Genomic DNA, 23272 nt, shown 5'->3' on the forward strand with positions numbered 1-23272 from the left:
AGACTTTTGAGAATTCAAACCATTGCACACGCTGCCGATGCGTGATAGCAGACGCTTTCTGGGCGGGCTGCGATATAAGAAAAGCGCCAGGCAATGCGATAGTTAAAGCGAACTGAATTATCGCGGGGACAAACTGGTTGAGAACAGTGCCGCGCATTCTGGCATGCAATGGATTCGATTGGAAACTATTAAGTCTTTCTAATATTTTGCTGCCGAAAAAATTTATCTCTTCAGCTAAACAATCTTATCAAAATCAGAATTTACGCGCCGGATACGCCTGCCTGTTTTCCGGAAAGCGGCACGCCTTTTGCTTCAGAAAGGTTTTAACGGCGGAGAGGTGAAACATGGATGCCCTGACCTGGCTGCAGGCCTCGCGTGACAGCGATATTGCCAGCCTGCAACGGCTGCTTGAAACCGGCGAGCTGATGGCCGCCGTCAGTGAGCTGGTTCATCGGCTGCAGCGGGAACGCGGCGCAAACAATCTCTGGATCTGCTCCGGTGGCACGCTCTTCAGCGCCGAGCGCCACGCCCGTCAGCAGGAGGTCAGCGCCGGCCTGCACCATTTTTACCAGGCGCTGCCGCACGCCATAGCACAGCCCGGTTTCAGTCGTTTCTGCAACCTGATTGCCGCCGCCCTGCAGGCACTGGAGGGACTGCCCGCGCTGCGTCAGCAAATCAGCCAGCATGAGCGGGATCAGGCTGCGGCGATGGCGGCGTTTAATCAGGTGATCCGCACCTTACTCAATCTGGTGTTTGAGGCAGCCGACACCGCCAGCGATCCCGGTATCTCGCGTGCACTTATCGCGCTGTTCAGTTTTATGCAGGGCAAAGAGCTGGCAGGACAGGAGCGGGCCATCGGCTCCGCGGGCTTTGCGGCGGGGCACTTCACGCCTGAGCAGCGCAGCCAGATGGTGGCGCTGATTGCGGCTCAGGAGCAAAGCTTTACCACCTTCCGGGAGTTTGCCGACGGCGTCGCCTGTGCAAGCTGGCAGCCGCTGTCTCAGGCCAGCCGGGATATCGAACGGCTGCGGCGCATCGCCTGCACCGGTAGCCAGTATGATGAAACCGGCGCACTGGAGTGGTTTTCTCTGCTCTCCGATCGGCTGGACCAGATGAAAACCCTGGAGGATGCCCTGACGGCCACGCTGATGCAGCGTTGTCGTGAGGCGATTGAGCAGGCGCAGCAGCAGGCGGCATCGCCGGTCGTTCGGGGCGACAGCAACTTCTCGCTCTACGTCTCGGGAGCTGACTGGCTGCCCGGCGCGGCTGCGCTCAACAGTGACGGTCTGGCCCCGCAACTTGGACGGTCGGTGCTGTCGCTGATTGGTGAGCAGTCACAGCGCCTGCAGCAGCAGGCGGATGAGCTGGCATCAATGCGCGCTTCACTTGACGAGCGACGGGTGATCGATCAGGCCAAGCACTGGCTGATGAAGCAGCAGGGTTTCAGCGAAGAGGCCGCCTGGCAGGCGCTGCGCAAAAGTGCGATGAACCAGAACAAACGGGTACTGGAGATCGCGCAGGCGGTGCTGGCGGTGGCGAAAACCCTGAGCAACTAACCCGGACGAGGTAGCTGCACAGCCTTTGTGCGTGATCTGCGTCAGAAACGTGCAAAAAAGGTTAATTTCTCACCAGGCTGCCCCCCGCAGATTGGCATTAACACGGCTTGAGCGATCTGGCACACCCTTTGCTTTAACCCTACAGAGAGTACGCATTGCTCCCGCCAATGGCGGTGGGGTCGGTGCTTTGGATAAAGGCGTCCATCCGCAGGCTTCGGCTTGTCGGAGGATGCCTTTTTTTATTTCTGTTCAGGGGCAACATGATGAGCAAAACGCCATTTTCACTGACACGACGTCAGGCGCTGATCTCCGGTGCGGCGCTGGGTGCGGCCTGGATCGTGCCGGGATTACGAAATGCAGTCTGGGCAGCCGGCTCCGATGCGCCAGAAAAGGCGCAGGTGCGGGTCGGCTTTATTCCACTCACCGACTGCGCGCCGGTCGTCATGGCGTCAGTAAAAGGCTTCGACAAAAAGTATGGCCTGACATTGCAGGTCAGCAAAGAGGCGAGCTGGGCAGCGGTGCGCGACAAACTGACCTCCGGCGAACTGGATGCGGCGCATGTGCTTTACGGCATGATCTACGCGCTGCAGCTGGGTGTGGCGGGGCCGCAGCACGATATGGCAAACCTGATGACGCTTAACCACAACGGCCAGGCGATCACCCTGTCGAACCAGCTCAAGGCAGGCGGCGTCACCGATGCGGCCAGCCTGAAAAAAGCCGTTGATGGCAGTCCGAAAGGCCGCCTGACCTTCGCCCATACCTTTCCTACCAGTACGCACGCCATGTGGCTCTACTACTGGCTCGCCAATGCCGGCATTCATCCGTTTGACGATGTGCGCACCGTGGTCGTGCCGCCGCCCCAGATGGTGATGAACATGAAGATTGGCAACATGAGCGGTTTCTGCGTCGGTGAGCCGTGGAACCAGCGTGCCATCAGCGACAACATCGGTTTTACCGCTGCGACCAGCCAGCAGATCTGGCCGGAGCATCCGGAAAAAGTGCTAGGCACCCGCGCGCAGTGGGTGAAAGAGAACCCCAATACGGCCCGCGCGCTGACTGCCGCGGTGCTGGAGGCGGCGCGCTGGATCGATGCCTCAGACGATAACCGCCGTGAAACCGCGCAGGTGTTAGCCGGTCGTGCCTGGATCAACACCAAAGTGGAGACGCTGCAGGGGCGGATGCTCGGCCAGTACGAGAACGGGCTGGGACAGTCGTGGCAGGACGCGCATCCGATGCGCTTCTTCGACAACGGCAACGTCAGTTTTCCGTGGCTCTCCGACGGGATGTGGTTCCTGACCCAGATGAAACGCTGGGGACTGCTGGCCAGCGATCCCGATTACCTCGCCGTGGCCCGCCAGATCAACCGCATCGACATCTACAAACAGGCCGCCAGCGCCGTCGGGCAGATGGCACTGCCCGCCAGTGAGATGCGCAGCAGCACCCTGATCGACGGCAAAGTCTGGGATGGCAGCAATCCTGCCGCCTATGCCGCCAGTTTCGCCATCAAACGTTAAGAGAGGTTGTTATGAAAACTGATGCGCGCGCCCTGGCGCAGCCGGAGCAAACCCCCGGCAGTGCCACCGTTATTCCGTTACAGGTCACCCCCAAAGCCGCCGTTCGGCCGGCACGGCTGCGTCCGTTTTTGCAGCACTGCATTCCGGCTGCGGGCGGCCTGCTGCTGATGCTGCTGGTGTGGCAGATCGCCGCCCTGTCCGAACCCTCGTTTCCCTCGCCTTACGCGACCTGGCAGGCCGCGCAGGTACTGTTCGCTGACCCGTTCTACAGCAATGGTCCCAACGATCAGGGCATTGGCTGGAATGTGCTGGCCTCGCTGCAGCGCGTCGCCATCGGATTCGGCCTCGCCGCGCTGGTGGGCATTCCTGCCGGATTTCTGCTGGGGCGCTTCACCTTTATGGCGCGCATGTTCAATCCGATTATTGCCTTACTGCGCCCGGTCAGCCCGCTGGCCTGGCTGCCGATTGGGCTGCTGCTGTTTCAGCGCGCCGAGCCGGCCGCCAGCTGGACCATTTTCATCTGTTCGATCTGGCCGATGATCATCAACACCGCCGAAGGGGTGCAGCGCATTCCGCAGGATTACCTCAACGTGGCGCGGGTGTTACAGCTCTCTGAATGGACGGTGATGCGCCGGATCCTGCTGCCCGCCGTGCTGCCTGCGGTGCTCACCGGGGTGCGTCTCTCTATCGGCATCGCCTGGCTGGTGATTGTGGCCGCCGAAATGCTGACCGGCGGGCTGGGGATCGGTTTCTGGATCTGGAACGAGTGGAACAACCTCAACGTGGCAAACATTCTGATCGCCATTCTGATTATCGGCGTCGTCGGGCTGCTGCTGGAGCAGGGTCTGATGCTGCTGGCGCGTCGTTTCAGCTGGGAAAAATAAGGAGAACATCATGCAGCAACACATTATTCGCGTTCAGCAGGTGAGTCAGCGTTTCAACACCGCCAGCGGCGAGTTTCTGGCGCTGGACAACGTCAGTTTTGATATCCACGAAGGGGAAACCCTGAGCCTGATCGGCCACTCCGGCTGCGGCAAATCGACGCTGCTGAACCTGATTGCCGGATTAACCCGTCCCAGCAGCGGCGTGCTGCTATGTGATAACCGCGAAATCACCGGACCCGGCCCGGCGCGTGCGGTGGTATTTCAGAACCATTCGCTGCTGCCGTGGCTGACGGCGTTTCAGAACGTCGAACTGGCGGTGCAGCAGGTGTTTAAAGGACGCTTCAGCAAAGCGGAGATGCGCGACTGGATCGAACACAACCTCAATCGGGTGCAGATGAGCCACGCCATGCACAAGCGGCCTGGCGAAATCTCCGGCGGCATGAAGCAGCGTGTCGGCATTGCCCGGGCGCTGGCAATGAAGCCGCGCGTGCTGCTGCTCGATGAGCCATTTGGCGCGCTGGATGCCTTAACCCGCGCCCACCTGCAGGACAGCGTGATGCGCATTCAGCAGGAGCTGAACACCACCATTGTCCTGATCACCCATGACGTGGATGAAGCGGTGCTGCTCTCCGATCGGGTGCTGATGATGACCAACGGCCCGGCAGCGCAGGTCGGGGAAATCCTCACCGTCGATCTGCCGCGTCCGCGCTCGCGGGTCGCGCTGGCGGATGAGCCGCGCTACCACCAGCTGCGCCAGAAAGTGCTGCATTTCCTCTATGAAAAACAGACCACGGCCGCATAAGGAGCAGACCATGAGGCAACGGTTGCTGGTGATAGGTAATGGCATGGCGGGGATGCAGATGGTGGAGAGCCTGCTGCAGCGTGCGCCGCTGCGCTACGCCATTACGGTCATTGGCCGCGAGCCGCACGGCAACTACAACCGCGTGCTGCTGTCGCCGGTGCTGGCCGGTGAAAAGTCCTTTGGTGAAACCCTGATCCACGATCGCGACTGGTATCAGCGGCATGGCGTCACGCTGCTGACCGGGGAAACCGTGCAGCAGGTCGATCTGGCCGCGCGTACGGTGCAGACCGATCAGCGCCAGCTCGGCTGGGATCGGCTGGTGTTTGCCACCGGTTCACAGCCTCGTCTGCCCGCGATTCCCGGTATTGATGCCCGCCACGTACTCGGTTTTCGCAGCATCGCCGACGTCCGGCAACTGCTGACGGGCCAGGGGCCGGTGGTGATTCTGGGCGGCGGTTTTCTCGGCATTGAAGCGGCGGCGGCACTCCGCGCCCGTGGCCGTGAGGTCACGCTGGTGCACCACAAACCCTGGCTGCTGGACCGCCAGCTGGATGCCAAAGCGGGCGAGCTGTTGCTGACGGCATTAGCGCAGCGCGGCATTCGCTGCGAACTCAGCAGTGGACTCACGGCGATTGACGAGGCGGGCGTAACGCTGACCTGCGGGCGTCACTGCGCCGCCACGCAGGTCGTGATTGCCATCGGTGTTCAGCCTGCGGTGACGCTGGCGCTGGCGGCGGGTCTGCCGTGTCAGCGCGGGATTATGGTTGATGGTCAGCTGCGCAGCGCCATTCCCGATGTTTACGCCGTGGGCGAGTGCTGTGAAATCGCGGGCGAAACCTTTGGCCTGGTCGCGCCCTGCATGGCGCAGGCAGAGATTCTGGCGGCGCAGCTGGCGGGATCGCCGCTGGCGGATTTCGTCAGTGAGCCGCTGGCGACGCGGCTTAAGGTCAGTGGCATTTCGCTGTTCAGCGCCGGTGATGTCAGTGAGGCGCCATCCATCAGCAGTTTTGATCCGATCTCCGGCGACTATCGCCGCCTTTTTCTCCGTCAGGGCCGCCTCTGTGGCGTGCTGCTCTCTGGCGATACCCGGCAGGGTGCGGCGTGGCTTGAACGTCTGCAGCGTGCCGAACCTGTCACGCTCGATACCCTGTTCGATCACCATCAACCTGAACCGCAGCCGCAGGCTGCTGAGAGTCCTGAGATGAGTAAACCGGTTTTAGCCGTGATTGGTCACGGCATGGTCAGTCACCACTTTCTTGAGCAGCTGGTTGCCCGCGAACTGCATCAGCACTATCACGTCGTGGTTTACGGCGAGGAGCGTCAGCAGGCCTACGATCGCGTGCATCTGTCGGACTATTTCAACGGCAAAACGGCCGGCGATCTGTCGCTGGTCGGCGCGGACTTCTTTGTCCGGCACGGTATCGAACTGCGCAGTGGCTGCACGGTTGTGGCCATCGATCGCCAGCAGCGCAGCCTGCGTGACAGCGCGGGCAGTGAACTGGCGTGGGATAAGCTGGTGCTGGCGACCGGCTCACGCGCATTCGTCCCGCCGGTGCCGGGCCACGATGGCGACCGCTGCTTTGTCTACCGCACGCTGGACGATCTTGATGCCATTGCCGCCTGCGCCCGCCATAGCCAGCGCGGTATCGTCATTGGCGGCGGCCTGCTGGGTCTGGAGGCGGCGAATGCGCTGCGGCAGCTCGGGCTTGAAACGCACGTGGTGGAGTTTGCGCCGCGCCTGATGGCGGTGCAGCTTGATGAGGGCGGGGCGCTGATGCTGCGCCAGAAGATCGACGCGCTGGGCGTCACCGTCCACACCTCAAAACAGACCGAGCTGATCGAGCAGCAGCCCGATGGCAGCGTGGTACTGCGCTTTGCCGACGGCAGCAGTTTACCCGGCGATCTGGTGCTGTTCTCCGCCGGTATCCGTCCGCGCGATGAGCTGGCGCGTGAAGCGGGCCTGACGCTGGGACCGCGCGGCGGCATTGAGATTAACGATCGCTGCCAGACCAGCGATGACGATGTGTTTGCCATTGGGGAATGCGCGATGTGGAACGGCCAGATTTTTGGCCTTGTCGCGCCAGGATATCAGATGGCACGGGTGCTGGCCGGACATCTGGCGGCTGAACCTGCCGCCTTCAGCGGCGCGGACATGAGCACTAAGCTGAAACTGCTGGGCGTGGAGGTGGCGTCGTTCGGTGATGCCCATGGCCGCATCCAGGGCAGTCAGCACTATCACTGGACCGACGGGCCAAAAGGCGTTTACAAAAAAATCGTGGTCAGTGCTGATTGCACACGACTGCTGGGCGGCGTACTGGTCGGCGACAGCAGCGATTACGCCACGCTGCTGCAGATGATGCTCAACGACCTGCCGCTGCCTGCCGCGCCGGAGAGCCTGATCCTGCCTGCGCTGGCCGGTGCGCCAAAAGCGCCGGGCGTCGCGGCATTGCCCGACAGCGCACAGGTCTGCTCCTGTCACAACGTCAGCAAAGGCGACATCTGCGCAGCGGTGAAAGGCGGATGCGGTGAGATGAGTAGCATCAAGAGCTGCACCAAAGCAGCCACTGGTTGCGGCGGTTGTGTGGCACTGGTGAAACAGGTGATGGAGTTTCAGCTGGAAACGCTCGGCGTCGAGGTGAAAAAAGATGTCTGCGACCACTTCAGTTATTCACGGCAGGAGCTTTATCACCTGGTGCGGGCGGGTGAGTTCAGAACATTTGATGCGCTGCTAGCCTCACACGGTAAGGGTCAGGGCTGTGAAGTGTGCAAGCCGCTGGTGGGGTCGATTCTTGCCTCCTGCTGGAATGACTATCTGCTGAAACCGGCGCACCTGCCGTTACAGGATACGAATGACCGCTACTTCGCCAACATCCAGAAAGATGGCACCTATTCGGTAGTGCCGCGTGTCCCGGCGGGTGAAATTACGCCACAGGGGCTGATCGCCATTGGTGAAGTGGCAGCGCGTTATGACCTTTACACCAAAATCACCGGCGGGCAGCGTATCGACCTGTTTGGCGCGCGGCTCGATCAGCTGCCCGCTATCTGGCAGACGCTGCTTGAGGCCGGTTTTGAAACCGGTCACGCCTACGGCAAGTCGCTGCGCACCGTGAAATCCTGTGTCGGATCCACCTGGTGCCGCTACGGCGTGCAGGACTCGACCGCCTTCGCCATCACGCTGGAGAACCGCTACAAGGGACTTCGCGCCCCACATAAAATCAAGATGGCGGTCTCGGGCTGTACTCGCGAGTGTGCGGAAGCGCAGAGTAAAGATATCGGCGTGATCGCCACTGAAAAGGGCTGGAACCTCTATGTCTGCGGCAACGGCGGCATGAAGCCGCGGCACGCCGATCTGTTTGCCAGCGACCTCGACGATGCCACGCTGCTGCGCTATGTCGATCGTCTGCTGATGTTCTATATCCGTACTGCGGATCGTCTGCAACGCACCAGCGTCTGGCTGGACAATCTGGAAGGCGGTCTCGATTACCTGCGTCAGGTGGTGATTGAGGACAGCCTTGGGCTGGGTGCAACGCTGGAGCAGGAGATGCAGCGGGTGGTTGACGCCTGGCAGTGCGAGTGGCAGACCACGCTGGCGGACCCATCGCGACGTGCGTTGTTTACGCCGACGATCAACAGCGAGCAGCCCGATGAAACCCTGCACTACAGCCGGGTACGCGGTCAGCGTCAGCCTGAATCCGTGGCTGCGCGTCCGCTGCTACAGCTGCCCGCCGAGCCGTGGAGCGCAGTCTGCGCACTGGAGGCGATTCCGCCCGAAGCCGGGATCGGGGCGCGACTCGGCAGCGAGCGTGTTGCCCTGTTCCGCTTTGGCGATGCGCTCTATGCGCTGGAAGATCGTGAACCCGGCAGCGACGCCAGCGTGCTGTCGCGCGGGATTCTGGGCGATGTCGGCGGCGAGCCGGTGGTGATCTCTCCGCTCTACAAGCAGCGGGTACGGCTACGTGACGGGCAGAGTCTGGATAATCCGCAGCATCAGCTGCGCTGCTGGCCGGTGAAGCTGGAAGCGGGGCAGATCTGGCTGGCAAACCGTCCGCAAAATCGGCTGGCGCAGGCATCATGAACAGCACCTGTCCCTATTGCGGCGTCGGCTGTGGCGTCTGCGTCACGCCGCAGGGTAATCATCAGGCAACGGTGATCGGCGATGCGCATCATCCCGCTAACGCAGGCCGGTTGTGCGTTAAGGGCGCGGCGCTGGGCGAGACGCTGACGCCACAGGGGCGTCTTCTTACCGCTCAGGTTAACGGCCAGCCGGTCAGCCTTGATGCGGCGCTGGATGCGGCGGCGGCAGGATTGCGCGCGGTAATCGATCAATATGGTCCGCAGGCAGTGGCGTTTTATGGCTCCGGGCAGCTGCTCACCGAGGATTACTACGTCGCCAACAAGCTGATGAAGGGCTATATCGGTGCCGCCAACATCGATACGAATTCCCGGCTCTGCATGGCGTCGGCGGTGGTCGGCTATAAGCGGGCGCTGGGGGCGGATGCGGTGCCCTGCTGTTACGACGATCTGGAACAGGCGGATCTGGTACTGCTGGTAGGGTCCAATGCCGCCTGGGCGCATCCGGTGGTCTGGCAGCGGCTGATGCAGGCGAAGCAGCAGCGACCGGCGATGCGCATTGTGGTGATTGATCCGCGCCGCACGGCCAGTTGTGACCAGGCCGATCTGCATCTGCCGCTGCGCCCTGGCAGTGATGCGGCGCTGCTTTCCGGTCTGCTGCACTGGCTGGCGCAGCACGATGGCCTGGATGCCAGCATGTTGCCGCATCTGAATGGCGTGGGTGAAACCCTGGTGGCCGCCGCGCAGTGGGATGTCGCGCGGGTTGCAGAGACCTGTGATTTAACGGAACAGCAGGTGACGCACTTTTTCCGGCTGGTCAGCCAGCACGATCGGATGCTGACGCTGTGGTGCATGGGGATTAATCAGTCCGCCACCGGCAGCGACAATAACCAGGCGATGCTTAACCTGCATCTGCTGACGGGCAAAATAGGTCGTGCGGGCTGCGGGCCTTTTTCGCTGACCGGACAGCCAAATGCGATGGGCGGACGCGAAGTGGGTGGCCTGGCGAATCAGCTGGCGGCGCACATGAGTTTTACGGAAGCGGACTGCGATCGGGTGCAGCGTTTCTGGCGCAGCCCGTCGATGGCCCGCCAGCCGGGACTGACCGCGCTGGATCTCTTCAGGGCAATTGCGGAAGGTGAGGTGAAAGCAGTGTGGATTATGGGCACCAATCCGGCGGTGTCAATGCCGGAAGGCAACCGCGTGGCGCAGGCGCTAGCGGCGTGTCCGCTGGTCATTGTCTCGGATGTGATGGCGCAGACCGACACCAGCGCCTTTGCCGATATTCTGCTGCCCGCCCAGGGCTGGGGCGAGAAGAACGGCACCGTGACGAACTCAGAGCGGCGTATTTCGCGTCAGCGCGCCTTTGCCGCCGCGCCGGGGGATGCCCGGCCTGACTGGTGGCTGCTGGCGCAGGTGGCGCAGCGACTAGGGTTCCGAGAGGGCTTTAACTGGCAGCATCCGTCGGAGATTTTCTGCGAACATGCGGCGCTGTCGGGGTTTGAGAACGACGGTCAGCGGGCGTTTGATATCAGCGGGCTGGCGCCGTTGAGCCAGGCTGCATGGGATGCGCTGCGTCCGGTTCAGTGGCCGGTTAATGCTGCTCATCCGCAGGGCTGCGCGCGGTTGTTTGGCGATCGCCGCTTTTTCCACGAGGACGGGAAAGCCCGGCTGCGTGTCCCGGCTACGCCTGCCTTAACCCCGCGTGATGCGGCTTATCCGCTATTGATGAACAGCGGTCGGGTGCGCGATCAATGGCATACCATGACGCGCACCGGGCTGGTGCCGCGTCTGATGCAGCATTGTGATGAGCCGTTTGTGGCGCTGCATCCCGCTGATGCCGTGCAGTATGGCGTGACGGCGGGTGGTCTGGCGCGGGTGCAGTCAGTACAGGGCTGGATCAGTGTACGGGTACGGGGTGATAGCGGGATGCGGCGCGGCGAGCTGTTTGTGCCGATGCACTGGAACCGGCAGTTCAGCCAGCAGAGTCACGTCGATATGCTGGTCGCCGCCCGCGCCTGTCCGTTTTCAGGGCAACCCGCACTGAAGCAGACGCCGGTGCGGATTCTGCCGCTGACGGTGAGCTGGCAGGGCTGGCTGTGGCAGCGTGGAATGACGCAGCCCGCAGGCTTGCGCTACTGGTCGCGTACGCCCTATCCGGCGGCGCAGCGCTATGCGGTCGCGGGCGAGGGAGTGCCGCAGGCGTGGCTGGCCGGACAGGTTGATTTGTCAGGTTATGACCTGCAGGTCGCCTCCGGCAGCGGTTGTGATTACCGGTTGCTGGCATGGCGCGACGGTGAGTTGCAGCTGGCGTTTTATGCCGGTAGCGCGTTGCCATCGCTGGATAGCGCATTTGTCGCGGCGGCCTTTGCGGATGCGCCGCAGGATGCTGCCGGGCGGCACAGCGTGCTGGCGGGTCAGGCGATGCAGGGCAGCGCGGCAGGCCGGATTATCTGTAGCTGTATGGGGGTAGGCGAACAGACGATTTTGCAGGCGGTGGCGGAGGGATGTCGTACCACTCAGGCGCTTGGCCGGAAGCTGAAGTGCGGCACGCAGTGTGGCTCCTGTATTCCGGAGCTGAAGCAGCTTTTGCTGTCCGATGTGGTTGTGGAGGAATGATGACGCGAGCAATTAATTCTCTGGATAAGTTACTGGCCCCGGTCGGTGTGGCAAAGCAGCAGGGTGCGGTGTGGCTGGTGGGCGCAGGTCCTGGCGATGTGGAGTTGCTGACGGTAAAGGCGTTGCGGTTGCTGCAGCGGGCTGAAGTAGTGGTGTATGACCGGCTGGTGAGTGAAGCGGTGATGGCGGAGGTGCCGGAGAGTGCGTTAAGCATTGACGTGGGTAAGCAGCCGGGTCAGCACGGGCTGAAGCAGGCGCAGATTAATCAGTTGCTGGGGGATCTGGCGCGCAGCGGGCGCAATGTGATCCGGCTGAAAGGGGGCGATCCCTTTATTTTTGGGCGCGGTGGCGAGGAGATGGTGAGTCTGCAACAGGCCGGGATCCGCTGTGAGGTAGTGCCGGGAATTACGGCGGCGGTGGGCTGTGCGGCCGCCAGCGGGATTCCGTTGACGCATCGGGATTGTGCGCAGTCGCTGCGGTTGATTACCGGGCATGGCCGGCGTGGCGAGCCGCAGCTGGATGCAGCCGCACTGGCGGCGGTGAATCAGACGCTGGTGTTCTATATGGGGCTAAGCTGGAGTGCGTCGATCAGTGCGCAGCTGCAGGCACAGGGACGGGATACGGCGACGCCGGTGGCGATTATAGAGAACGGCACCCGGCCGGATCAGCGGGTGTTGATTACCACGCTGGGAGGGCTGGCGGAGACGGTGGCGCAGGAAAAGCCGGTTTCGCCATCGCTGCTGGTGGTGGGTGAGGTCGTGCGGTTCTATCGGGCGGATTTGCAGGTGCGGGATGATGTGACGGTGAGCCGGAGCGATGTGCAGGAAGTAGGGTGCGTCGTGCAGGGAAAACCTGCCTGATCGCAAAGGAATCCCGCATCCCTGCGGACTGGGCTCGCCATCCCTGGCTCGCACACTTTGCTTTTCAGGCAGGCCATTCCTGCACGGCTGGCATGGGTGAGGGATTTTGTAGATTTGTTGCAATGGAGTGCAAACACGGTGCGTCGTGCAGGAAAAACCTGCCTGATCGCAAAGGAATCCCGCATCCCTGCGGACTGGGCTCGCCATCCCTGGCTCGCATACTTTGCTTTTCAGGCAGGCCATTCCTGCACGGCTGGCATGGGTGAGGGGTTTTGCAGATTTGTTGCAATGGAGTGGAAGTACGGTGCGTCGTGCAGGAAAGGCCTGCCTGCTCGCAAAGGAATTTCGCATCCCTGCGGACTGGGCTCGCCATCCCTGGCTCGCATACTTTGCTTTTCAGGCAGGCCATTCCTGCACGGCTGGCATGGGTGAGGGGTTTTGCAGATTTGTTGCAATGGAGTGGAAGTACGGTGCGTCGTGCAGGAAAGGCCTGCCTGATCGCAAAGGAATCCCGCATCCCTGCGGACTGGGCTCGCCATCCCTGGCTCGCATACTTTGCTTTTCAGGCAGGCCATTCCTGCACGGTTGGCATGAGTGTGGAGGTTTTGATGGTTTGCAGGCATGCCCGCGCTTTCCTGCGCCTGAAATTCTCGTTTCTCCGTGCTCTGGAATCACTCACGGCACTTCGGTACGGAAGTTCAATTACATCGCCCGCTTCAGCGGCAGCGGAGCCACCAGCACTTTCACGCCCAGGGCCTCAAACGCTTTGACCTGCGCGGCGCTGATGCCGCTGTCGGTAATCAGGTAGTGGATGTTGCTCCAGTCACAGGGCAGCGCGAACATGGACACCTTGTCGATTTTGCTGGAGTCTGCCACCACGTAAACCGTGCTGGCAGATTTGATCATCGCCAGTTTTACCTTGATGTCCGTTTCGCTGGGGAAGCTCAGGCCCAGACGCGGTGAGATGCAGGCGGTGGCCAGAAAGAGTTTTTCGGCCAGCACATTTTCGAAAAAGCTGGCCGCTTTCTCGCCCGAGGTGGAGAGCGTCGGAAACTTAAAGGTGCCGCCGGTCAGCAGGATATTGATCCCCGGCTCGCCGCCCAGTTTCAGGGCGATATTGACTGCCGTGGTCACCACGGACAAACGGCGGATGTGGCTGATGGCGTCGGTAATCGCCGTGGTGGTGGTGCCGGAATCGAAAATCACCGTGTCGCCATTTTCGATATGCTGCGCCGCCAGTCGGCCAATCGCCTCTTTCTCTTCCAGATGGGTCTGCCGCTCCAGCAGCATCGCGCCGGTATTCTGCTTGCCCGTCATCAGCGTTGCGCCACCGTGGTAGCGCTGCACAAACCCCTGTTTTTGCAGCATGCGCAGGTCGCTGCGTAATGTGGCTTCAGTCAGTCCAAAGGTCTCGGTCAGCGCTTTGACCGTGACCGTACCATCCTCACGGATCATCTCCAGAATTTTCTCGCGGCGTTGCTGCATGTCAGCGAACTGCTCACTTTTGCTTTTCAATCGAAATGCTCCCTTTTTCAGTAACCTGATGGCTTGGGCGAACAAGGTCTCTGTGGCTGAGTTTAACGCGCCATTTTTATGAATGCGAGATGACCTGACAGGTCTGTGATTTTCGAACGAAAATAAATAATCAGCAGGTTATTGAATCTCCCAGGCTTTCCCGATTGCCGCAGAGCAGCTTTATTTCGGGACTGGAACCCAGATCACGTCTTTTCAATCAGATAAGCCGCTTTGTACAGCAGATGGTCGAAATTTGATCTGCTCCACATATCATTTCTTTTCGATAGCTTATATTTTTGTTCGAAAATGATTGAGTCAACGGCATCAGCAAAAATCAGGGGAAGAGTGGGATGAGTGGTGAATATGACGTAAACCTGCGCTACGGCGTGGATACTGCAATGAATCTGGCCGGTAAGGTGGCGGTGGTGACCGGCGGGCTGGGCGGCATCGCCATGGCAACCAATGGCATGCTGCTGGAGAAGGGCGCGCATCTGGCACTGCTCTATCCGCCGTTTGAAGCGGAGAAAGTTGCCAGTCTGCAGGCGGACTTCGCGGCCGATCGGGTACAGTTTGTCTGCTGTGACGTCACCGATCCCGCGTCGGTGGAAAAGGCGTTTGACGCGGTGGTTTCCCACTATGGCCGCATCGATATTCTGGTCAACTGCGCAGGCTACGTGATGCTGCAGCCGGTGATTGAGACTGATTTTGCTGAGTGGCAGAAGCAGATCGCGGTGAATCTTACCGGCCCTTTCCTCTGCTCGCAGGCGGCCGCACGGCTGATGATTCGTGCCGGTGCGGGCGGCAAGATTATTAACATCGCCTCCCAGGCGGCGTCCATCGCGATCGACAATCATGTCGCCTACACCTCCGCCAAAGCGGGTCTGCTGGGCATGACTAAAGTGATGGCCAAAGAGTTTGCTCCGCATCGCATCAACGTGAATACCCTGTCGCCCACCGTGGTGCTCACGCCGATGGGCGAGAAAGCCTGGCGCGGCGAGAAAGGCGAGCAGATGAAAAAGCTGATTCCGCTGGGTCGCTTTGCCTATACCGATGAGATCGCCGCCGCCGTGCTGTTCTTTGCCAGCAACGGCAGCGACATGATTACCGGCGCAGATTTGATGATCGATGGTGGCTTCACCATCTGGTAAGGCCAACCCAACACCCGGGACTTCATACCCTGCCATAACGATAAGAGAGAACATCATGAAAAACCGTACCCTGCTGTGTACTGCCGTGGCTGCCTGTCTGGTTTCTCAGGCGGCGTTTGCCGCCGAAAAAGGCACCATTATGATTCTGGTTAACTCACTCGATAATCCTTACTACGCCTCCGAAGCCAAAGGGGCCAACCTCAAAGCGCAGTCGCTGGGCTACAAAACCACGGTGCTGTCGCACGGCGAAGATGTGAAGAAGCAGAGCGAACTGATCGATGCCGCTATCGGTAAGAAAGTGCAGGGTATCGTGCTGGATAACGCCGACTCCACCGCCAGCGTAGCGGCGATCAAAAAAGCCAAAGATGCCGGCATTCCGGTGGTGCTGATCAACCGTGAAATCCCGGTAGATGACGTGGCGCTGGCGCAGATTACCCACAACAACTTCCAGGCGGGTTCAGATGTGGCCAACGTCTTTGTCGAAAAGATGGGGGAAAAGGGCAAATACGCCGAGCTGGCCTGTAACCTGGCCGACAACAACTGCGTGACCCGTTCTAAATCGTTCCATCAGGTGCTGGATCAGTATCCCGATATGCAGAGCGTGGCGCGTCAGGATGCCAAAGGCACCCTGATCGATGGCAAGCGCATTATGGACAGCATCCTGCAGGCGCACCCGGATGTGAAAGGCGTGATCTGTGGTAACGGTCCGGTCGCGCTGGGTGCCATTGCGGCGCTCAAGGCAGCCGGTCGCAACGATGTCATCGTGGTGGGGATTGATGGCAGCAACGACGAACGCGATGCGGTCAAAGCGGGTACGCTGAAAGCCACGGTGATGCTGCAGGCGCAGGCGATTGCCGCTGAAGGCGTGACCGATCTCGATAACTTCATTCAGAAAGGCGTGAAGCCGGAGAAACAGCGTGTCATGTTCCGCGGCATTCTGATTACTCCGGAAAACGCCAAAGGCGTCCAGGACTTTAACTACAAGTCGTAATTAACCGCTGCCGCGCCTGCGCGAGCGGGCGCCAGGGAGAAGAAGATGTCCCGAAGAGTCTGGCTGACGCTGGTGGTCATGCTGCTAAGCGGCTGCAAAATTGTGTCGCAGCAGGAGCTGGCTGACCTGAAGAATCCCCCCAATCCGAAGATGGCCAACATCGACCAGCTCTGGCAACAGAAGCTGGTGCCGCAGGTCCAGGCGGAGGCGAAACCGCTGGCAGCGCTGATGACGTCGCTCCAGTCTGCCAAAGACTTTGACAGCGCCTGTCAGACCTACGGCTATCGCAGTCAGGCTGAGAACCCCTGTATTTTCAGCGTCTCCGTTCGCGGTCAGGTAACGGCTGTCAATACCACTTCCCGCAGCGGAAAGATGACCGTAAAGGATGAATCAGGTGACAGTGTCACTATTCAGGTGGGACCGATCATCCGGGGCACGGCGCTGCGCGATGTCTATAAAGGCGCGAGTTATCAGGACTTTAACGATCAGGTGCTTTTTGGTGATTACGGTAAGGCGATTAACCAGCACGCCTCAGCCCTGATGCAACAGTTCGCGCCAAAAGTGGGCGACAAAGTGATGGTCAGCGGCGTGTTCAGCAGCTGGGACATTCCGCAACAGCTGCCGGATATCACCCCGGCTGCCATCACCCGGCAATAAGGAGCGGCAGATGCAAAATCCGCAACCGCAAACGTCCGGCGACGTGATTATCGAAACGCGCAACGTGTCGCGTCTCTATCCCGGCGTGACCGCGCTCGATCAGGTCAGCTATCGGGTCTACCGCAACAAAGTGAATGTCCTGATTGGGGAGAACGGGGCCGGCAAGTCCACCATGATGAAGATGCTGGCCGGGGTTGAAACGCCGTCGTCGGGCGAGATTCTGCTGGATGGCAAGGTGGTGTCGCTGAACTCCACCCATCAGGCGGAGAAGCAGGGGATCAGCATCATTTTTCAGGAGCTGAATCTGTTTCCCAACATGAACGTGATGGACAACATTTTTATCGCCAACGAGTTTTTCCAGCGCGGCGTCATCAATGAGAAGTATCAGTACGCGCTGGCGAAGTCGCTGCTGCAAAGGCTGCAGCTCGATGTCGATCCCTATGCACCGCTGGGCGAGTTGGGCATCGGGCATCAGCAACTGGTGGAGATTGCCAGAGCGCTGTCGAAGGATACCAGGGTGTTGATCATGGATGAACCCACCAGTGCCCTGAGTCAGTCGGAAGTCAAAGTGCTGTTCAATGTCATCGACCAGCTGAAGCGACGCGGCGTCACCATTATCTACATCTCACACCGGCTGGAAGAGTTGATGGAGATAGGCGATCACATCACCATTTTTCGCGATGGCCGTTTTATCAGTGAGCGCGAGGTGCGCGACGCCAGCGTGCCGTGGATTATCGCCCAGATGGTGGGCGATAAGAAAAAACAGTTCGACTATCAGCCTGCGCCACAAGGAGAAACGGTGCTGGAGGTCGAGGGGCTGACCGCGCTGCATCAGAACGGTGGCTACAAGCTTAATGAGGTCAGTTTTACCCTGCGCAAGGGCGAGGTAATCGGCATTTATGGTCTGCTGGGTGCCGGGCGCACCGAGCTGTTTAAGGGGCTGATTGGCCTGATGCCCTGTCAGTCGGGCCGGGTACGGCTGTCCGGTAAGGATCTGGCAAAGCGCAGCTTCCAGCAGCGGCTGAAAAGTGGCATCGCGCTGGTGCCGGAAGATCGCAAAGGCGAAGGGGTGATTGAACTGATGTCGATCACCGCCAACATGACACTCTCTGATTTCAGCCTGCGCGGTTTTCGCCGGGCGCTGGGGCTGCTGAATCCCGGCCGGGAGCAGCAGCGGGTCAATGAGATGATCGGCCATCTGGCGATCAAAGTCAGCGATCCCGATCTGCCGGTCACGGCGCTAAGCGGGGGTAATCAGCAGAAGGTCGTGCTGGGTAAAGCGCTGATGACCGGGCCGCAGGTGGTGTTGCTGGATGAGCCGACGCGCGGCATCGATGTCGGTGCCAAAAACGACGTCTATCACCTGATTGGCAATCTGGCTCAGCAGGGGCTGGCCGTCATGTTCTCATCGTCTGAACTGGATGAGGTGATGGCGCTCGCGGACCGCATTTTAGTGATGGCCGATGGCCGGATAACTGCCGATCTGCCCCGCGCAGCGGCAACGAGAGAACATCTGATCGCGGCATCAACCCCGCAGGATTAAGCGCCTGACCCATTGGGCTAAGCTGGCCGGAGAATGTCATGAACCAAAAATACCTGCTCTATATGTACCTCCTCAAGGCGCGCACCTTTATTGCGCTGCTGATTGTAGTCGGCTTCTTCAGCGTGATGGTGCCGAACTTTCTGACGCCCTCTAACCTGCTGATTATGACGCAGCACGTCGCCATTACCGGACTGCTGGCGATTGGCATGACGCTGGTGATCCTCACCGGCGGTATCGATCTCTCGGTGGGCGCGGTCGCGGGGATCTGCGGCATGGTGGCGGGCGCGCTGCTGACCAATGGCATTCCGTTATGGGGCGGCAATACGCTGTTTCTCAACGTGCCTGAAGTGATTCTGGTGGTGGCGATCTTTGGCGTGCTGGTGGGGCTGATTAACGGCACGGTGATCACCCGACTGGGCGTGGCCCCCTTTATCTGCACCCTGGGCATGATGTATGTGGCGCGCGGGGCGGCACTGCTGTTCAACGACGGCGGCACCTACGCTAACCTGGTGGGAGTGCCCGCGCTGGGCAACACCGGCTTTTCGCTGCTCGGCTCCGGCACCGTAATGGGTGTTTATCTGCCAATCTGGCTGATGCTCGGCTTTTTACTGCTCGGCCTCTATCTGACGCGCAAAACCCCGCTGGGTCGTTACATCTACGCCATTGGCGGCAATGAGTCCGCCGCGCGGCTGGCGGGCGTGCCGATTATCAAGGTGAAAGTCTTTGTCTACGCCTTTTCCGGCCTCTGCGCGGGGCTTGTCGGACTGGTGGTGGCCTCTCAGTTGCAGACTGCGCATCCGATGACCGGCAACATGTTTGAGATGGATGCCATTGGTGCCACCGTGCTGGGCGGCACGGCGCTGGCGGGCGGGCGTGGGCGGGTGTCCGGCTCGATTATTGGCGCGTTCGTTATCGTCTTCCTGGCGGATGGCATGGTGATGATGGGCGTCAGCGATTTCTGGCAGATGGTAATTAAAGGTCTGGTGATTGTCACAGCCGTCGTGATCGACCAGTTCCAGCAGCGTCTGCAAAGCAAAGTGGTGCTGCTGCGTCGCCATGAAAAAAAGCAGCAGGCAGCGCCTCTCACTGATGTTCGTCACAGTTAACAGGAGCAATTATGAGCCGCGAACAACGTGCAAAAACAGTGGTGATTACCGGTGCCTGTCGCGGCATCGGTGCCGGGATCGCGGCGCGTTTCGCCCGCGACGGGGCCAGGCTGGTGATGGTGTCGAATGCCGATCGGGTCTTTGCCACAGCTGACCAGCTTCAAGAGCAGTACGGCAGTGAGATTCTGGCGCTGCGGGTCGACGTTACGGATGAAGCGGCGGTGCAGCAGCTCTATCAGCAGGCCTTTAAACGCTTTGGACAGATTGATGTCTCGATTCAGAATGCGGGCGTGATCACCATTGACCGTTTCGACACCATGCCGAAAAGCGACTTTGAGCGGATTCTGGCTGTGAACACCACCGCCGTCTGGCTCTGCTGTCGTGAAGCCGCGAAATATATGGTGAAGCAGGGCAGCGGCAGTCTGATTAACACCTCATCGGGGCAGGGACGGCAGGGCTTTATTTACACGCCGCACTATGCCGCCAGCAAAATGGGGGTCATCGGCATCACTCAGAGTCTGGCGCTGGAGCTGGCACCGTGGAACATTACGGTCAACGCCTTCTGTCCCGGCATCATTGAGAGTGAGATGTGGGATTACAACGATCGCGTCTGGGGCGAGATCCTCAGCAGCGAGGAGAAAACCTACGGCAAAGGTGAGTTGATGGCCGAGTGGGTGAAAAATATTCCGCTGAAGCGTGCCGGTCAGCCGGAGGATGTGGCCGGGCTGGTGGCGTTTCTGGCTTCAGAAGATGCGCGCTATATCACCGGACAGACTATTAATGTCGATGGCGGCTTAATCTTCTCCTGATGACGCCAGAGATGATCCAGGCCTGCTACATAGCAGGCCTTTTTTTCTGCCAGACTTTTCTGGTATATGCACAATTTGCCTCTGCTGTCCTGCATCGCCGTCACAATATGTTAAGGTAACTGTGAATGAATTTGACTTTTATCGCAGTGACAAATTAATCAATGTGCCAGGTGACATGATACGGAAAACAGGGGTTCTCTCTTTGATTGCGCTGTCGCTCTCTGCCTTGCAGAGCGCTCACGCGTTCCAGACTGAAACAACAGTGTCAGAAACGCCCTTCGACAATCCTGCGCGCTACAGTGATTCGCTCCCGACGCTCGGCAGCACCAGCGACGAGGATGAAGCATGGAGCAAAAAGCTGGCGGCTGTGGCGAAAAGCATCGGTGAAGCGAGTAACAACAGCGACAGCAATGTGACGTTTGGCCAGCAGGCGGGCGTCTGGGCGTTCAATCATCTGCGTGATGAAGTGGCCGGTCGGGTTGAGAGCGAAGGGCAGTCACTGCTGTCGCCTTATGGTAACGCGCAGCTGGACCTGAAAGTCGACATGAACGGAAACTTCACCGGCACTGGCGGCGATCTCTTCAGCGCACTGGCCGACGAGAATAGCCAGCTTACCTTCAGCCAGCTTGGCCTGCATGATACCGGTGAGGGTCTGGTCGGCAATGCGGGACTGGGACAGCGGTGGGACGCCGGTAACTGGCTGCTGGGCTACAACGGCTTTGTTGATCACGTCTTCAGCAGCGGCCTGCAGCGCGCCTCGGTGGGAACTGAAGCCTGGAGTGATTCGATGCGTTTCTCTGCCAACTACTATCAGCCACTTTCCGGCTGGAAAAATCTTGGCAGTTCGCAGCAGCAGCGCATGGCGCGCGGCTATGACATCACCAGCCAGAGCTATCTGCCCTTTTATCGTCAGCTGGGCGTCTCGGTAAGCTATCAGCAATATCTGGGTGAAAATGTCGATCTGTTTAACAGCGGCAACCGCTATCACAATCCCTCTGCAATGTCGTTTGGCCTCTCTTACACACCGGTGCCGCTGGTAACGCTGTCTGCTACTCACAAAACCAGCAGTGCCGGTGAAAGCCAGGATCAACTGGGGCTGAAACTGAACTATCGCTTCGGCGTGGCGCTGAGCCGTCAGCTTGACGCCGGTAACGTCGCGGAAGCGCGCTCTCTGCGTGGCAGCCGTTACGATACCGTGACCCGCAGCGATACGCCGGTGCTCTCATTCCGTCAGCGCAAAACCCTGTCGGTATTTCTGGCGACACCGCCCTGGCAGTTAAGCAGTGGCGAGAGTCTGCCGCTGAAGCTACAGGTGCGGGCAAGCAATGACATCAGGGCAGTGAGCTGGCAGGGTGACACGCAGGCGCTGAGCCTGACGCCACCGGCCAATAACGCCGATCCGCAGGGCTGGAGTGTGATTTTACCGCAATGGGATCCGTCGCCAGACGCCAGCAACGAATACCGGCTGTCGGTGACGCTGGAGGACAGCAAGCAGCAGCGTGTCACCTCTAACTGGATCACCCTGAAGGTTGAGCCACCGATGGCGATGGACGCGGCTCCGCAGACCGATCGTTACGATTTAATGGCGCCTACCGGTACGGCGCTGTAGCGGGAACCTGCCAGCAATGCGCTCTGGCGGGTAAATCTGACCAGCGTGATGCATGACCCGTCCGCCCGGATTCATCTGACCACTGTACCGATGCTGTGCGGCCGTCAGGCTTATGTGTCAGTAGTAACATCATGTTGCAATCATCAGTCGCAACTATCGCAGCGATGCGTAAGGGACGCTGGCAAAATGCCGATGATAAGAGCAATTCCATCGTTTACTGGTCTTGCTTATGCGCCTGAGTTTACTGAAATATCTTGTCCCTGCTTTTCTTCGTCAGCGTGATCTGCACGCCGCCGCGTCTTTCCGCTCGCTGGGGCGCGCTATGCCCGTGATTGAGTTCACGCCTGAGGGCATTATTCAGAAAGCCAGCCCGCTATTTCTGGCCGCCATGGGATACCGGGCGGACGACATTGTCGGCCAGCATCACAGCATGTTCTGCCCGCCCGCGCTGGTGAACTCGCCAGAGTACCAACGTTTCTGGCAGCGTCTGGCGGCAGGCGAAAGCTTCAGTGATAAATATCTGCGGCTGGCGAACGGCATGCGACCGGTCTGGCTGGAGGCGAGCTATATTCCGGTGACTGACCGGCGCGGACGGGTATTCAAAATCGTGAAAATAGCGGCTGATATTTCAGAAAGAATGCAGTCATCACTGGAGCAGGAGTCCATCATCAATGCGATCAGCCGCTCCATGGCCGTGATCGCATTCAGTCCTGACGGCCACGTGCTGGAGGCAAATGATAACTTCCTTAAGGCTACCGGCTATCAGGCTGCTGAAGTAACAGGAAAGCATCACCGGCTTTTCTGTTCGGATGCGCTCTCTCAGAGTGAGGAGTATCGGCAGTTCTGGGTGAGGCTGAATCAGGGCGAGTTTTTTTCGGGCCAGTTTCCCCGTCTTAACCGGCGTGGCGAACCGCTCTGGCTCAGGGCCACTTACAACCCGGTTTTTAACAGCGATGGGCAGCTCATTAAAATTGTTAAATTCGCCACCGATGTGACGGAACAGGTGCTACGTAATCAGCAGGAATATGATGCGGCATTAAATGCCTGGAACATGGCCGTACAGACGCGGGGAAGTGCACAGGCGGGTGCGGATGTTATCGACAACAGCATTCAGATGATCAGCCGGATTGCTGAAGAGATGAGCGTGGTCTCGGCAGATGTGACGCGCCTGAACAGCCAGTCTGACAGCATTAATGGCATGGTTGAAACCATCCGACGCTTTGCCATGCAGACCCGCCTTATTGCACTGAATGCCGCCATTGAAGCGGCGCGGGCGGGCACGTCAGGCCGCAGCTTTGCCGTTGTGGCGGCAGAGGTCCGCAGCCTGGCGGCCAGCGTCAGCAGTGCGACCGAGGAGATTGAGCGGGTAGCCACAGGGAATAATCAACTGGCCAGAGAGGTGCTGCGGGGAATTGAAACCTCGCTGGCGAACACCGGTCAGGGGGTACTGCTGATGCGTGAGGCAGGAGACGTGATTGCCAGTATTAAGAAGGATTCAGAGCGGGTTGAAAGCGCCGTCAGAGACGTTGCCCGCGCGGCACATAGCGAATAACGACGCCTTCATCGGCCGGGTAAACAGGGCCGGTGA

At 59.8% G+C, this 23272-nt stretch carries 16 protein-coding genes; 15 read left to right on the forward strand and 1 reads right to left on the reverse strand.

Translation table 11 applies throughout. The features are described 5' to 3' along the window. The first annotated feature begins 344 nt into the window (after positions 1-344). The 7 genes from AC6I8J_RS08035 to cobA all read left to right on the forward strand — a co-directional run bounded on the left by AC6I8J_RS08035 (position 345) and on the right by cobA (position 12306). Positions 345-1556, forward strand: a complete 1212-nt coding sequence (locus tag AC6I8J_RS08035; RefSeq protein WP_222924132.1) for a nitrate regulatory protein — start codon at positions 345-347, stop codon at positions 1554-1556. A gap of 263 nt (positions 1557-1819) precedes the next feature. Next, complete coding sequence (locus AC6I8J_RS08040; protein WP_497825635.1) at positions 1820-3070, forward strand: CmpA/NrtA family ABC transporter substrate-binding protein; 1251 nt, start codon at positions 1820-1822, stop codon at positions 3068-3070. 11 nt (positions 3071-3081) lie between these two features. Continuing rightward, complete coding sequence (ntrB, locus tag AC6I8J_RS08045) at positions 3082-3954, forward strand: nitrate ABC transporter permease (protein ID WP_253421713.1); 873 nt, start codon at positions 3082-3084, stop codon at positions 3952-3954. Between the two features lie 10 nt (positions 3955-3964). Beyond that, positions 3965-4756: an ABC transporter ATP-binding protein gene (locus tag AC6I8J_RS08050; RefSeq protein WP_161735610.1), complete on the forward strand. Its 792-nt coding sequence runs from the start codon at positions 3965-3967 to the stop codon at positions 4754-4756. Positions 4757-4766: 10 nt separating this feature from the next. Then, entirely contained in the window at positions 4767-8831 is a 4065-nt protein-coding gene (nirB, locus tag AC6I8J_RS08055; RefSeq protein ID WP_497825245.1) for a nitrite reductase large subunit NirB, read from the forward strand. Next, positions 8828-11446 carry a nitrate reductase gene (locus tag AC6I8J_RS08060; RefSeq protein WP_161735614.1) on the forward strand — a complete coding sequence of 873 codons (2619 nt, stop codon included), beginning with the start codon at positions 8828-8830 and terminating at the stop codon, positions 11444-11446. Before nirB ends, AC6I8J_RS08060 begins: the two co-directional genes overlap by 4 nt. Beyond that, a complete protein-coding gene (cobA, locus tag AC6I8J_RS08065) occupies positions 11446-12306 on the forward strand; it encodes a uroporphyrinogen-III C-methyltransferase (protein WP_161735630.1) in 861 nt (286 codons plus the stop codon). Before AC6I8J_RS08060 ends, cobA begins: the two co-directional genes overlap by 1 nt. Before the next feature lie 702 nt (positions 12307-13008). Here the strand turns inward: cobA and AC6I8J_RS08070 are convergent. Beyond that, positions 13009-13821, reverse strand: a complete 813-nt coding sequence (locus tag AC6I8J_RS08070) for a DeoR/GlpR family DNA-binding transcription regulator (protein WP_095707297.1) — start codon at positions 13819-13821, stop codon at positions 13009-13011. Positions 13822-14171: 350 nt separating this feature from the next. Here AC6I8J_RS08070 and AC6I8J_RS08075 point away from each other — a divergent pair, with 350 nt between their 5' ends. From AC6I8J_RS08075 to AC6I8J_RS08110, 8 genes are all read left to right on the forward strand, one after another. Next, entirely contained in the window at positions 14172-14969 is a 798-nt protein-coding gene (locus AC6I8J_RS08075) for a GolD/DthD family dehydrogenase (protein ID WP_161735616.1), read from the forward strand. A 55-nt stretch (positions 14970-15024) separates the two neighbouring features. After that, positions 15025-15960 carry a D-ribose ABC transporter substrate-binding protein gene (locus AC6I8J_RS08080; RefSeq protein WP_222924126.1) on the forward strand — a complete coding sequence of 312 codons (936 nt, stop codon included), beginning with the start codon at positions 15025-15027 and terminating at the stop codon, positions 15958-15960. A gap of 45 nt (positions 15961-16005) precedes the next feature. Next, the gene (locus tag AC6I8J_RS08085; protein WP_161735620.1) at positions 16006-16617 is read left to right on the forward strand and encodes a DUF2291 family protein; all 612 of its coding nucleotides are present in this window, start codon (positions 16006-16008) and stop codon (positions 16615-16617) included. Positions 16618-16627: 10 nt separating this feature from the next. After that, positions 16628-18160, forward strand: coding sequence for a sugar ABC transporter ATP-binding protein (locus AC6I8J_RS08090; protein ID WP_222924124.1), 1533 nt, complete (start codon positions 16628-16630; stop codon positions 18158-18160). Positions 18161-18198: 38 nt separating this feature from the next. Further along, positions 18199-19266 (forward strand): ABC transporter permease, encoded by a 1068-nt coding sequence (locus AC6I8J_RS08095; protein WP_222924123.1) that lies wholly within the window; start codon positions 18199-18201, stop codon positions 19264-19266. 11 nt (positions 19267-19277) lie between these two features. Further along, on the forward strand, positions 19278-20075 hold the full coding sequence (locus AC6I8J_RS08100; RefSeq protein ID WP_497825246.1) for an SDR family oxidoreductase: 798 nt from the start codon (positions 19278-19280) through the stop codon (positions 20073-20075). A gap of 175 nt (positions 20076-20250) precedes the next feature. Further along, on the forward strand, positions 20251-21684 hold the full coding sequence (locus AC6I8J_RS08105; RefSeq protein ID WP_222924122.1) for a YchO/YchP family invasin: 1434 nt from the start codon (positions 20251-20253) through the stop codon (positions 21682-21684). Between the two features lie 229 nt (positions 21685-21913). Then, positions 21914-23236: a methyl-accepting chemotaxis protein gene (locus tag AC6I8J_RS08110; RefSeq protein WP_202605114.1), complete on the forward strand. Its 1323-nt coding sequence runs from the start codon at positions 21914-21916 to the stop codon at positions 23234-23236. Positions 23237-23272 lie beyond the last annotated feature (36 nt).

It is taken from the genome of Pantoea sp. X-Soil-ISGK-355 (assembly GCF_059730805.1).

Excerpts from the sequence above, each read along its gene's own strand:
- AC6I8J_RS08035 (WP_222924132.1), top strand. The coding sequence starts at position 345 with ATGGATGCCCTGACCTGGCTGCAGGCCTCGCGTGACAGCGATATTGCC.
- AC6I8J_RS08040 (WP_497825635.1), top strand. The coding sequence starts at position 1,820 with ATGAGCAAAACGCCATTTTCACTGACACGACGTCAGGCGCTGATCTCC.
- ntrB (WP_253421713.1), top strand. The coding sequence starts at position 3,082 with ATGAAAACTGATGCGCGCGCCCTGGCGCAGCCGGAGCAAACCCCCGGC.
- AC6I8J_RS08050 (WP_161735610.1), top strand. The coding sequence starts at position 3,965 with ATGCAGCAACACATTATTCGCGTTCAGCAGGTGAGTCAGCGTTTCAAC.
- nirB (WP_497825245.1), top strand. The coding sequence starts at position 4,767 with ATGAGGCAACGGTTGCTGGTGATAGGTAATGGCATGGCGGGGATGCAG.
- AC6I8J_RS08060 (WP_161735614.1), top strand. The coding sequence starts at position 8,828 with ATGAACAGCACCTGTCCCTATTGCGGCGTCGGCTGTGGCGTCTGCGTC.
- cobA (WP_161735630.1), top strand. The coding sequence starts at position 11,446 with ATGACGCGAGCAATTAATTCTCTGGATAAGTTACTGGCCCCGGTCGGT.
- AC6I8J_RS08075 (WP_161735616.1), top strand. The coding sequence starts at position 14,172 with ATGAGTGGTGAATATGACGTAAACCTGCGCTACGGCGTGGATACTGCA.
- AC6I8J_RS08080 (WP_222924126.1), top strand. The coding sequence starts at position 15,025 with ATGAAAAACCGTACCCTGCTGTGTACTGCCGTGGCTGCCTGTCTGGTT.
- AC6I8J_RS08085 (WP_161735620.1), top strand. The coding sequence starts at position 16,006 with ATGTCCCGAAGAGTCTGGCTGACGCTGGTGGTCATGCTGCTAAGCGGC.
- AC6I8J_RS08090 (WP_222924124.1), top strand. The coding sequence starts at position 16,628 with ATGCAAAATCCGCAACCGCAAACGTCCGGCGACGTGATTATCGAAACG.
- AC6I8J_RS08095 (WP_222924123.1), top strand. The coding sequence starts at position 18,199 with ATGAACCAAAAATACCTGCTCTATATGTACCTCCTCAAGGCGCGCACC.
- AC6I8J_RS08100 (WP_497825246.1), top strand. The coding sequence starts at position 19,278 with ATGAGCCGCGAACAACGTGCAAAAACAGTGGTGATTACCGGTGCCTGT.
- AC6I8J_RS08105 (WP_222924122.1), top strand. The coding sequence starts at position 20,251 with ATGATACGGAAAACAGGGGTTCTCTCTTTGATTGCGCTGTCGCTCTCT.
- AC6I8J_RS08110 (WP_202605114.1), top strand. The coding sequence starts at position 21,914 with ATGCGCCTGAGTTTACTGAAATATCTTGTCCCTGCTTTTCTTCGTCAG.